The following is a 12387-nucleotide window of genomic DNA, read 5'->3' on the forward strand; positions in this document are numbered from 1 at the left end:
TTTAGACATGGTTTAGGTAATACACATGAGTACTGAAGTCGTCGCTACCTCAGCAATTTCTGCTGATCAGCAACAATCTCCATCCGCTCCAGCGCAGGAAAAAGTGAACTTACTTGGCATGTCACGTCCAGAAATGGAAAAATTCTTCGAAGATTTAGGTGAGAAGAAGTTCCGTGCAGGGCAGGTGATGAAATGGATTCACCAATTCTTCGTGACTGATTTTGCTGAAATGACCAATATTTCAGGCAAACTACGTGAGAAATTGGAAAAGATTTGTGAAATTAAAGCGCCGGAAGTGGTGCATAAAAACTATTCTAAAGACGGGACCCGTAAATGGGTGTTCCGTGTCGGTGATGGCGCAGGTTCATTGGTTGAAACTGTACTGATTCCAGCAGAAGATAAAACAGGCGCACGTAAGACCTTGTGTATTTCTTCACAAGTGGGCTGTGCACTCGATTGTTCATTCTGTTCAACAGGTAAACAAGGCTTCCAACGTGATTTGTCTCAAGCTGAAATTATTGGTCAGCTATGGATGGCAAACTATTCGTATATGGAAGATGTGCCTGTTGCAGAGCGCGAGCGTTCAGTCACAAACGTGGTGATGATGGGGATGGGTGAACCTCTCTTGAACTACTCGGCTGTATTGAATTCAATGCGCATTATGCTCGATGACTTTGCATACGGTATGTCAAAACGCCGTGTGACCTTGTCGACATCAGGTGTGGTGCCGAAAATCGATCAATTGGCACAAGACATTGATGTTGCCCTTGCGATTTCATTGCACGCGCCAAACGATGAGCTTCGTAACGAGCTTGTACCCATCAATAAAAAATATCCGCTTGAACAACTCATTGCAGCATGTCAGCGTTATATTGCCAAAGATGGTAATGAAAGTTCACGTAAACACGTGACTATTGAATATGTCATGCTTGATGGTGTGAATGACAAACCTGAGCATGCACAGCAAATGATTCGTTTGTTAAAAGACTTGCCAAGCAAGATCAATTTAATTCCATTTAATCCATTCCCACATGCGCCATATGGTCGCTCAAGCCGAAATCGTATTATTTCGTTCCAAAAAACTTTGTCTGATGCTGGTTTTGTGTGTACGATTCGTCAGACACGTGGTGATGATATTGATGCCGCATGTGGACAATTAGTCGGACAGGTTGCTGACCGTACGCGTCGTGCGGAGCAATGGAAAAAGAAAATTGCGCAGTCCAATGAGATTATGCGCTCACAAGGATAATAAGAGGTCTCAAATTGACAAAACTGATGTCTAAGCTTGCTTTGATTTCAACACTTTGTGTATCGGTGGCTTTGGTGGCATGTCAAACTCAGGATATTGCAAAAAAAGATCCTGAAAAAGCCATTAAAGTCCGCACACAGATGGCCGTGGAATTTATTAAAAGTGGTGACCTCGATTCAGCTAAACGCGTTTTAGATGAAGCTTTGTCAATTCGATCTCGTGATTCTCAAGCCAACATGATGATGGGTGTACTGCTTCAACAAGAAGGCAGTGCTTTGAATCTGCAAAAAGCAGATGCCTATTTCAAACGTGCAATTTCAAGTGATTCAAAAAATGCCCAAGCGCGAAATAACTATGGAACCTACTTATTCCAAGTTGGGCGCTATAAAGAAGCGGCTGAACAGTTTGAAATTGCAGGAACAACATTGGGTTATGAGCAACGTGGACGTGCTTTAGAAAATTTGGGGCAGAGTTACCTCAAAATGAATGATGTGGTAAATGCTGAAAAATCGTTCAAACAAGCCCTACAAGCCAATCGCGATTCTTATGTTTCAATGTTAGAGTTGGCAGAGATTTCTTATCTGAAACAAGATTTCCAGACTGCATCACGTATGTATCAAGATTTTGTACGTGGTGTGGGACAAAATAACCAGAATGCACGAGCGCTCTGGATCGGCATACGTACTGCGCGTGCCGAGGGTGATCAAATGGGCATGCAAGTGTTGGTCAATCAATTACGCGCATTGTTCCCTGAAAGCCCAGAATACCAACGTTATTTGCAATTACAGTACAGTACTGAGGCCGTATGGAAGTAAATCCTAATTCACAATCGAATAATTCGAGCGTAGCTCCAAACGCGTTAGGAAATGTTCAGCGTCCTGGTGAGTACTTGCGTCAAATTCGCGTTAATCAAAAACGTGAATTGGTGGATGTCGCAAACGAACTCAATATCCCTGTAAAAACCCTGACTGCGCTTGAGCAAGATGATTATAAAGCTTTACCTGAAGCGACCTTTATTAAGGGTTATTATCGTACCTATGCTAAATTTTTAAATGTGGATGCATCAAACCTGATTCAGCGTTTTGATGAAATCTATGCCAATGACACGGGTCTTTTACCGAATCATGCATTGAATAATTCCCCAATTAAAATCATGGGTAAATTGCCAGGTTCGAACCGTGACCGTAACCGCAAATGGTTAAAACGTGGTTTGATTTCATTGGCTGTGATTGTGGTTCTCGCTGCTTTAGTGGCGATGGCACAAAACTGGTCGAGCAGCAGTGTAGATGATGCGGAAGCAGAAGCTGAGACATCGAATGTTGAAGTCATCAGCATGGATGAAAGTGCTGCGGTGTCAGGTGATCAGTTGAAACTTGAGTTTAACCGTCCAACTTCAATTCACATTGTAGATTCAACGGGTAAAGTTTTAGCGACAGGTCGTCAAGCAAATACCTTAAATTTAAATGGCGAAACACCATTTCAAATTCGCTTAGATGATGCTACTGCCGTATCACTGAGTTTAAATAACGAAAGTATTTCATTGTCACCATATACTGTGAACGGAAAAGCAGAATTCCGTTTATCACGTTAATGGAACGAGAGTAGAGCGAAACAATGTTCGTAAATCCTATTCAGCGTCGTCCAACACGTAAAATCCGTGTCGGTTCAGTCTATGTCGGTGGTGATGCTCCTATCAGCATCCAAAGTATGACCAATACTGAAACCTGTGACGTTGCTGCAACTGTTGCCCAAATTCAACGTTGTGTGGATGCGGGTGCAGATATTATGCGTGTGTCGGTGCCAAGTATGGAAGCCGCTGCTGCATTTGGTGAAATTCGTAAACAAGTGCAAGTGCCACTGGTTGCCGACATCCATTTTGATTATAAAATTGCATTGGCAGTTGCGGATTTAGGCGCAGATTGCTTGCGTATTAACCCAGGTAATATTGGCTCTGAAGCTAAAATCCGTGAAGTGGTTGCTGCAGCACGCCATAACGATATTTCAATGCGTATTGGTGTGAATGCTGGTTCTTTAGAGAAAGACATTCAAAAGAAATATGGCGAGCCAACAGGTGAAGCATTGCTTGAGTCCGCGATGCGCCATATTGATATTTTAGACCGTCTCGATTTCCACGAATTTAAAGTATCAGTGAAAGCATCCAATGTATTCCTGACTATGGATGCGTATCGACTGCTGTCTAAACAAATTGATAACCCACTGCACTTAGGTGTAACTGAAGCCGGAATTTACCGCACAGGTTCTGTGAAATCTGCGATCGCACTCGGTGGTCTGCTGATGGAAGGTATCGGCGATACGATGCGTATTTCGCTAGCAGCAGAGCCTGAAGAAGAAGTGAAAATTGGTTTTGATATCTTAAAATCACTTGGTCTTCGTTCGAACGGGATTAACTTCATTGCTTGCCCAAGCTGTTCACGTCAAGAATTTAACGTAATTAAAGTGATGCAAACTTTGGAAGAGCGCTTGGAAGATATTCGTACACCAATGGATGTTTCTGTCATTGGTTGTAAAGTGAATGGTCCGGGTGAAGCCAAAGAAGCAGATATTGGTGTGGTGGGTGCAAGTCCACGTTCATTGGTGTACCGTAATGGTGAAAAGAGCCATTTAATCGATACTAATCAATTGGTTGACGAAATTGAAGCAATGGTTCGTCAACGTGTTGCAGACCTAGATGAAGCGAAGTCTAAAGAGATTATTCGTACAAGTTTTTCTGAGTAGATCATGAGTTCAATTGTAGCAATTAAAGGTTTTAATGACATTCTCCCTACGCAAACTCCAGCGTGGCGACGTCTAGAGCAACACTTATCGGGTTTGATGGATGCATATGGCTACCAACAAATCCGTTTGCCAATGGTTGAACAAACGAACCTGTTCAAACGTTCTATTGGCGATGCAACCGATATCGTTGAAAAAGAAATGTACACCTTCTTAGACAAAGGTAATCCACCTGAGTCTTTGACTTTACGTCCTGAAGGGACTGCTGGTTGTGTACGTGCCATGCTTGAGCATAACTTGCTTCGTGGTGCGACACCTCGTGTGTGGTATATCGGTCCAATGTTCCGTTATGAAAAACCACAAAAAGGTCGTTACCGTCAGTTCCACCAATTTGGTGTGGAAACTTTTGGTGTAGCAACACCCGATCAAGATGCTGAACTTATTTTGATGACTGCACGTCTTTGGAAACGTATGGGCGTTGCTGATAAAGTTCAACTTGAATTGAACACTTTAGGTGAATCAGAAGAGCGTGCGAATTATCGCGCGGCATTGGTTGAGTTTTTACAAGCGCATAAAGCTGAGTTGGACGAAGACTCTCAACGTCGTTTGACCACCAATCCGCTTCGTATTCTTGACTCTAAAGATGCTAAAACACAAAGTATTTTGGAAAATGCGCCAAAACTTCATGACTTTATGGGTGAAGAAACCTTGGCTCACTTCCAACAATTACAACAGTATTTGACTGATGCAGGCGTGAGCTTTGTCATTAATCAAAAATTGGTACGTGGTCTTGATTATTACAATAAAACTGTATTTGAATGGACAACAACGCATTTAGGCTCACAAGGTACAGTATGTGCTGGTGGTCGTTATGACGGTCTTGTTGGTCAGCTCAAAGGTAAACCTGATCAATCTGTACCTGCGGTTGGTTTTGCGATGGGTATTGAACGTTTATTGCTTCTACTTGAACAAGTTGAAGACAATACACCCGTACGTGATTGTGAAGTGTTCTTGGTGTCAGAACCGGCTTCTCAAGGTAAAGCCTTAGTGATTGCAGAACAAATTCGTGACCAACTTGAAGCAGCAGGCAGTTCAATTCGTTTGAAAGTCGGCTCACAAGGTTCGATGAAATCGCAAATGAAAAAAGCAGACCAAGCAGGTGCACTGTTTGCAGCCATTTTAGGTGAGCGTGAACTTGAAGCGAACGCATTTACTGTCAAAGAGCTTGCAACAGCGGAGCAGTCAAATGTACCGTTTGCTGAATTCGTTGCATTCTTTAATACTAAAATTTCTTCAAAATAATCCATATAACATTTAGGAAAGGGACAATCACATGAGCGCAGTCGGTGGTGATGAACAACTTGAAAATTTAAAATCCTTTACGAAGAAGTATGGTTCTTCCATGATTACCGGGATTTTAATTGCGCTGATTGCCTTTTTCGGATGGGAATATTGGCAGAAGAAAAACTTAGCGGCTTCGCAAATGCAAACCGCTAAGGTTCAGCAGCTCATGGATGATGCCAATACAAACCCTGGTGACGCATACGGCAAATTAATCGAAACTGCTGACAAGATTTACAAAGAAGCGCCTGATTCGGCACAAGCCATTCAGACGCAGCTTGTTATGGCAAAACTAGCCTACGATAAGCAAGATTATGCAGCGGCTGAAAAAGCGTTGAAAAAAGTTGAAAATTCAAAAGTTGATGATGCTGGCTTAGTTCATGTGGTAAAACTACGTTTGGCTTATTCACAACTTGCGCAAAAGAAATATGATGCTGCACTCAAAACCTTGGATGCAGTGACTGATCCAGCATTTAAAGCAACAGCTGATGAAGCACGTGGTGATATCTATGTTGCCAAAAATGAGACTGAAAATGCAAAAAAAGCCTATCAAAGTGCATGGGATGCTTTGATCGAGCGTAAAGAAGAACGTCAAATTTTACAAATTAAACTCGAAAGTGTTGGCGTTTTAGTAGAAGATCCTGAAATTGAACGCCCAATTATAGATACAGCAGTGGAAGCAACTGAATGAATAGAAAATACAAAATCACATGTGCATTGACAGTTTTAACGCTTGCTATGGCAGGTTGTGCAGGTAAAACATCGAAAGTGCCTGAAGTAAAGCCTAATCCGCTTCCAAAACTGGTACAAGCATCATCGTTGGTTCCTGTATTTTCAACCAGTGTTGCAGCAACAGATGCGGCAGATCCATTACGTTTACGTTTAGATGTGGACAATGGTGTTGTCTTTGCGGTCAATCCGAATGGTGAAGTGACTGCATTTAATGGCAAACAAAAACTTTGGCAGTCTAAAGTGAGCAAAGCAGGTTTGAGCGCTGGTGTTGAAGCAGGCGAAGGTATTTTGGTTGTAGGGAATCAAAAAGGCCAACTCTTTGCACTGGATCAAGCTACAGGTCAACAATTGTGGACTGCACAATTAACAGGTGCATTACTTGCGCCATCTTCTATTCAGTCAGGTCGTGTGATTACCGTGAGTAATGATGGTACGGTCTATGCGCATGAAGTAGCGACTGGTAAGCAAGCTTGGACTTATAATTTACCTAATGTACAATTCAGCCTCCGTGGCATGGCAGCACCTGTTGTACTTGATCCACGTAATGTGTTGATTGCATCATCAAATGCTTATATCTATGTGCTGGATGCTTTAAGTGGTACGCCTAAGCTACAGCGCCGTGTGGCAATTTCTGATGGTCGTTCTGATATCCAAAAATTGATTGATATCGACGGCGATCCAGTTGTTGCAGGCCAGTTTGTCGTAACGACAAGCTATCAAGGTCAAGTAACAGTACTTGATTTGGCTTCACAACAAGTGATTTGGAGTGAGGATGCCAGCAGTACTCAGCGTCCTGAAGTGGCAGGTAATGGCGTGTTTGTTGCACAAAATGATGGCAAGCTTGCAGCATTTGAGATTACGACAGGTCAACCGCTTTGGGTAAATGACCAATTGTTAAATCGTCAATTGAGTAATCCTGTCATGCTAGCAGGGCAGTTGGTTGTGGGCGATTTAGATGGTGTTTTACACTTGATTGATCCAGCAACAGGTAACATTATTGGCCGCTCAAAAACCTCAGGTGAGGTGCGTACGCTACGTGTGATTGACAATCAATTGTATGTATCTACACGTAAGGGTGCATTAAGCATTTGGCAGAGTCGTTAATTTTTACTCGCCTTATGTTAAACTAGCGGTAACCGTATATTTTTATGCTCGGGGTGATTGAATAATCAATACCCCGTGTTTTTATTTTAGAACATCTGTTCTCTACTTCTTCCCATGCTTTCTGATGTTCAGGCCATTTGATTTGGCCGATATAGAAAAAGGTTAATCTATGAAACCCGTAATTGCGCTCATTGGTCGTCCGAACGTCGGAAAATCAACGTTATTCAACCAGATAACCAAGAGCCGTGATGCCCTCGTTGCTGACTTTGCCGGTCTTACTCGTGACCGTAAATATGGTGATGCGACGTATCAAAACAAATCATTCATCGTTGTAGATACTGGCGGTATTGGCGAAACTGAAGGTGGTATCGATAACTACATGGCAGAGCAGTCTAAAACTGCAATCCATGAAGCCGATATGATTATCTTCGTGGTCGATGCGCGCGCAGGGCTATTAGCGTCTGATGAACAAATTGCACGTGACTTACGTACGCTTGGCAAAAAAGTATTCCTTGTAGCCAACAAAGTCGATGGCGTACATGCTGAAGCAGCCTTGGTTGAGTTTTATAAACTCGGTATGGGCGAACCAATGCAAGTGGCGGCAAGCCATGGTCGTGGTGTTCAGCAAATGCTGGAAGAGGTGCTTGAAGATGTTCCTGAAGATGAAAATCCAGAAGAACATGATAAAGACACTGGCTTACGTTTAGCGATTATTGGTCGTCCAAACGTGGGTAAATCGACACTCGTGAATCGCTTGTTAGGTGAAGAACGTGTTGTTGCATTTGACCAGCCGGGTACAACGCGTGACTCAGTTTATATTCCATTTGAACGCGATGGCCGTAAATACACCTTAATTGATACTGCGGGTGTTCGTCGTAAAGGTAAAGTGGATGAAATGATTGAGAAATTCTCAATTGTGAAAACTTTACAAGCGATGAAAGATGCCAATGTGGTTGTGGTGGTGGTTGACGCGCGTGAAGGGATTGTAGAGCAAGACTTACACTTAATCGGCTATGCGCTTGAAGCGGGCCGTGCGATGGTGATTGCGATCAATAAATGGGACAACATGTCTGAATATGATCGTAAGCAATGTAAGTTAGACGTAGAACGCCGTTTTGACTTCATTCCTTGGGCAAAAATTCACTTAATTTCTGCACTGCATGGTACAGGTGTAGGTGATCTTTATCCTTCTATTCACCGTGCATATGAATCTTCACGTTTGAAAGTATCACCTGCAAAAATCACTCAGATTCTGAATGATGCGACTGATGCCCATCATCCACCGAAAGTTCAAGGTCGTGCAATCAAAATGCGTTATGCGCATATTGGTGGTCAAAACCCACCGACGATTGTTATTCATGGTAACAAAGTGGATAAGACACCTGCGGATTACCGTCGTTATTTAGAAAACGTCTTCCGTCGTGTGTATAAACTTGAAGGTACGCCAGTCAAAATCGAGTTTAAAACGTCTGAAAACCCATTTGAAGGACGTAAGTCACAAGTGGATGAGCGTGCAGCTGCGCGTAAACGTCGCTACGTTCAGAAATTTAAGAAAGCTGAGAAGAAATTTAAACGCGGTTAATTCGTGTTTGAAAATAAAAAGCCTGCAATTGCAGGCTTTTTTATATTTTAAAAGCTACATTTTTTCGCTTTTTGATAAATACGAATATTTTCCAAATTGGCTAAAGCAACATCGACAACTTCATCAGAAGGGGCATTGCTTTGTGTGTTGTTGCCTGTGAAAGCTCCGGTAATTTTACTTAAACGTGCAGCCGAATCAGACTGACCTGCAAATGCAGAAAGTGCACCGTTTGCAAGACCTGCAAATTTAGCAATTTTATTATTAGATTGAGCTGCTGCTTGTTCTTGTGCAGCTTGAGCTGCGGCAAGCGTACGTTCAAAGCTTTTAGCTTCAACTGCAAGATCGGTACAGTCTAAAGTTTTTAAATAGCTGGTTGAATACACGCTATTGTTTTGTTGAGATGCTGTATTGTAATTAGAAGCATAAGCTGCATCGGCACGTGCAATCGCTGCATTGGCTTGAGCACGACTACGCTCGATATTCGCTTCGGCTTGATCCATCACTCGGCCATTGGCTGCACCTAAGACAGACGTGGCAGCTTCCAGCCAGTTTCCTGCAGAAACAGATAAAGATACCCCAGCAAGCAATGTGCTAAGTAAAAGTTGTTTGTACATTGAAAGACCCTCTTAAACAAAGTTTATCGTAGTAATAAAAATCATGATTTAAAATTTTTGGAATTGTATTTTAATTTCATTTACTTGGGTTGAAATCCAACTTTAGTTTTAATTTTAAATCTCATTAATTTTTTAAATCATAATTTAAATTTTAATATTTTTATAGAGAGAAAACCGCTGTAATTCTTCTGAATCGAGTATGCTTGATTCTATGTTATTTTATGTAATGTTCAGCACGTGACGAAACATATACAGGTTCAACTTCATTCAATTGCAAAAATAGTAACTCTGGATCATTCATTGAGTCGGGTGGATTATCTACAAGCCCAAAAACAGGCAATTTATGTGTTTAGAGATCACCTAATCGGGCAATTTTTTGAAATTGATGTAAATGACCAAATCAAAAAGACAGAACATGGAAAACCTTATTTGTCGGATTATCCAAACTATGCTTTCAACCACACGCATAGTCGAAATTACTATGCCATTGCCATGAGTCAGGATATCCAAGATATTGGTGTTGATATAGAAGAAATGTCACGTCGGGTACGTTTTGATGCGCTGGCTCAACACGCGTTTCATTCAGATGAGATTCAGCAATGGCATGATTTAGATCAAGACCCTGAATATTGGTTTAAAGTCTGGACGACAAAAGAAGCAGTATTGAAAGCATCAGGTTTAGGGATACGACTTAATTTAAATGAACTCAATACGTGTATTCATCCTGAATATGATGGTGGAATCTGTGAACATGAACGTATTGGGGTTTTTGCATTTCAGAATTATAAAATTTCCGATTGTATGCTGACTGTGGCATGGCGGACTGAGCACTCTTGCAAGGGCTTTGCCTTGCCACAGATTCAAATTCATTCCGAGCTTTAACGTTATTTCTTTGCGATGAATAAATTACTCGCGCGATTCATCCACTGCGGACTCAGTCGTGACAGGTGGAATAAAAACTGGCTTTTTAGACCGACAGGGCGATGGGTCGGTGTCCATGCGCGAGCTTTACATTCAGCAAGTTTTAAAATATCCGCTGCGACATCTTCTGCACTCAGATTCACCCCCATTTTTTTGATACTGGCTGCATCCATATCTTTAACCATTGCGGTTTGAACGAATAATGGCATTACATCGAGAACTCGAATGCCGTATTTTTGCCATTCAATATCTAAGCCTTCAGTTAAACCACGTACTGCAAATTTGCTAGCTGAATAACTGGCTAAATCTGCTTGGCCATAAATTGCTGAGGCAGAGGATAAGTTAATGACACGGGCAAATGCGGCATTTTTTAAGTAAGGCAATGCAGCATGACAACCATTCATCACGCCTTTAATATTCACATCTACCGTACGATGGTGATCTGCAATATCACTCTGTTCAAAAGCACCTGAATATAAAATCCCCGCATTATTGACCAAAATGTTGACTTCACCTGCCCATTGTTCAAAGTCTTGTAGGGCGGTTTGCCAAGAGGCATAGTCAGCGACATTGAGATAACCTGCTTTGGCGCGAATACCTAAAGTTGCAGCAACGGTTTCTGCTTGGGCAAGATTGACATCATAAATCCCGACTTTATAGCCTTTTTGATAGAATCGTTTTGCGACCGCTGCACCAATTCCTTGTGCGGCACCACTAATGAAGATGCTATACATTGTGTTGAACTTCCTGTTGTTTATTTGATCAGAATAGCAAAGATTAGATTGAATGCAATGTACGCTTCAGTAAGAAAATTAACTTGTTGGCTGTACCCATTTTAGAGATTGAATTATGCAAAACCTACTTAATGTCATGCGTGAATTAAGAGAAAAATGTCCTTGGGATCAAAAACAAACTCCAGAATCTCTAACACGTTATGCCATTGAGGAGGCTTATGAAGTTGAAGCTGCAGTACGTACGGGCAATGTACAAGAAATTCGTGATGAGCTCGGTGACTTGCTATTACAAGTGGTGTTTCAATCGCAAATGTACAGCGAGCAGGGAGCTTTTGATTTTCACGATGTGGTGCAGGCGATTACGGAGAAATTAATCCGACGCCATCCGCATGTATTTAAAGCTGAAGAATTTTCGGCATTAAGTTCTGAAGATGTTGCAGCCTTATGGCAGCAGATCAAACAACAAGAAAAACAAGGTCTGCCACGTAGTCGCTTAGATGAAATTAAACATGGACCTGCATTGAATCAGGCAGATCAAATCCAAAAGAATGTCGCCAAAATTGGTTTTGATTTTCCTGATGTTGCGGGTGCATATGGCAAATTAGAAGAAGAGCTCGCTGAACTACAAGAGGCGATTGCGGGACAAAATTCCGATGAAATTGAGGAAGAATTTGGTGATTGTTTATTTTCACTGGTCAATGTAGGACGTAAACTAGGATTATCCAGTGAACAAGCGCTTCTAGGTACCATTCATAAATTTAGAACGCGTTTTGCTTTAATGGAACATGATGCAGCAGCACAACAATTAAATATAGAAAACTTGTCATTGGCTGAGCTTGATCAGCTTTGGAAACAAGCAAAATTAAAATTAAAACAAAGAGCAGTTCATGAACAAACCAATCCAACTGAGCTTAGGGAAGACTAAGCTTGGCTATTTAATCCTCCTGATGTTGAGCATGATCTTTAGCTTAAGTCATGCCACAACACCTGATTATGCGACATGGAAGTCGCAGCAACAGCAGCACGATCAACGCTACAAGGCTGAGCAAACCACAACTGCGAATCATTATTTGTCCAAACCTCAATTGAGTACATTGGATTCAGCAAACAAAATTAGTTTGAATCGGGCAACGCTTGAGCAATTGCAACAGCTGAGTGGAATTGGACTGAAAAAAGCTGAGGCGATTGTGCAATATCGTGAGAAAAATGGACCTTTCAAAAGAATTGAGGACTTGCAGCTAATTAAAGGAATTGGTCCTGCAATCTTTAATAAGAATAAGGCCAGATTGACCTTATAAATGCACAAAATTGCGCATGAAAATTACTCAAACTTCACCATGTGACCGTGATAATCAAATTGCCCTTTAGCCGTGTAAG

Annotated in this window: 13 protein-coding genes; 11 read left to right on the forward strand and 2 right to left on the reverse strand. The window is 41.7% G+C overall.

Annotated elements, in window-relative coordinates:
• The first annotated feature begins 25 nt into the window (after positions 1-25).
• The 8 genes from rlmN to der all read left to right on the forward strand — a co-directional run bounded on the left by rlmN (position 26) and on the right by der (position 8741).
• Positions 26-1249, forward strand: coding sequence for a 23S rRNA (adenine(2503)-C(2))-methyltransferase RlmN (rlmN, locus tag A3K93_RS01835; RefSeq protein ID WP_067728402.1), 1224 nt, complete (start codon positions 26-28; stop codon positions 1247-1249).
• Positions 1250-1275: 26 nt separating this feature from the next.
• Positions 1276-2064 carry a type IV pilus biogenesis/stability protein PilW gene (gene pilW / locus A3K93_RS01840; RefSeq protein ID WP_081408495.1) on the forward strand — a complete coding sequence of 263 codons (789 nt, stop codon included), beginning with the start codon at positions 1276-1278 and terminating at the stop codon, positions 2062-2064.
• Positions 2055-2840 (forward strand): helix-turn-helix domain-containing protein, encoded by a 786-nt coding sequence (locus A3K93_RS01845; protein ID WP_067728406.1) that lies wholly within the window; start codon positions 2055-2057, stop codon positions 2838-2840. The genes pilW and A3K93_RS01845 overlap by 10 nt, the downstream gene beginning before the upstream one ends.
• A 23-nt stretch (positions 2841-2863) precedes the next feature.
• Entirely contained in the window at positions 2864-3985 is a 1122-nt protein-coding gene (gene ispG / locus A3K93_RS01850) for a flavodoxin-dependent (E)-4-hydroxy-3-methylbut-2-enyl-diphosphate synthase (protein WP_067728408.1), read from the forward strand.
• Between the two features lie 3 nt (positions 3986-3988).
• Positions 3989-5284 (forward strand): histidine--tRNA ligase, encoded by a 1296-nt coding sequence (gene hisS / locus A3K93_RS01855; protein WP_067728410.1) that lies wholly within the window; start codon positions 3989-3991, stop codon positions 5282-5284.
• 31 nt (positions 5285-5315) lie between these two features.
• A complete protein-coding gene (locus A3K93_RS01860; RefSeq protein ID WP_067728412.1) occupies positions 5316-6014 on the forward strand; it encodes a YfgM family protein in 699 nt (232 codons plus the stop codon).
• The gene (gene bamB, locus A3K93_RS01865) at positions 6011-7159 is read left to right on the forward strand and encodes an outer membrane protein assembly factor BamB (protein ID WP_067728414.1); all 1149 of its coding nucleotides are present in this window, start codon (positions 6011-6013) and stop codon (positions 7157-7159) included. Before A3K93_RS01860 ends, bamB begins: the two co-directional genes overlap by 4 nt.
• Before the next feature lie 169 nt (positions 7160-7328).
• Positions 7329-8741: a ribosome biogenesis GTPase Der gene (gene der, locus A3K93_RS01870; RefSeq protein WP_067728416.1), complete on the forward strand. Its 1413-nt coding sequence runs from the start codon at positions 7329-7331 to the stop codon at positions 8739-8741.
• Between the two features lie 47 nt (positions 8742-8788).
• Here der and A3K93_RS01875 read toward each other — a convergent pair whose 3' ends face one another.
• Positions 8789-9355 (reverse strand): hypothetical protein, encoded by a 567-nt coding sequence (locus A3K93_RS01875; protein ID WP_067728418.1) that lies wholly within the window; start codon positions 9353-9355, stop codon positions 8789-8791.
• A 237-nt stretch (positions 9356-9592) separates the two neighbouring features.
• Between A3K93_RS01875 and A3K93_RS01880 the strand changes: the two genes are divergently transcribed.
• Entirely contained in the window at positions 9593-10237 is a 645-nt protein-coding gene (locus A3K93_RS01880; RefSeq protein WP_067728420.1) for a 4'-phosphopantetheinyl transferase family protein, read from the forward strand.
• A 2-nt stretch (positions 10238-10239) separates the two neighbouring features.
• Here the strand turns inward: A3K93_RS01880 and A3K93_RS01885 are convergent, their stop codons facing one another.
• Positions 10240-11010 carry an SDR family oxidoreductase gene (locus A3K93_RS01885; RefSeq protein ID WP_067728422.1) on the reverse strand — a complete coding sequence of 257 codons (771 nt, stop codon included), beginning with the start codon at positions 11008-11010 and terminating at the stop codon, positions 10240-10242.
• 115 nt (positions 11011-11125) lie between these two features.
• On the opposite strand from A3K93_RS01885, the gene mazG reads away from it, so the two are divergent.
• Positions 11126-11935: a nucleoside triphosphate pyrophosphohydrolase gene (gene mazG / locus A3K93_RS01890; protein ID WP_067728423.1), complete on the forward strand. Its 810-nt coding sequence runs from the start codon at positions 11126-11128 to the stop codon at positions 11933-11935.
• A 22-nt stretch (positions 11936-11957) separates the two neighbouring features.
• Positions 11958-12308 (forward strand): ComEA family DNA-binding protein, encoded by a 351-nt coding sequence (locus tag A3K93_RS01895; RefSeq protein WP_227509902.1) that lies wholly within the window; start codon positions 11958-11960, stop codon positions 12306-12308.
• The last annotated feature ends 79 nt before the right edge of the window (positions 12309-12387 follow it).

The sequence above is a fragment of the Acinetobacter sp. NCu2D-2 genome (assembly GCF_001647675.1).
In the GTDB taxonomy this organism is placed as follows: Bacteria; Pseudomonadota; Gammaproteobacteria; order Pseudomonadales; family Moraxellaceae; genus Acinetobacter.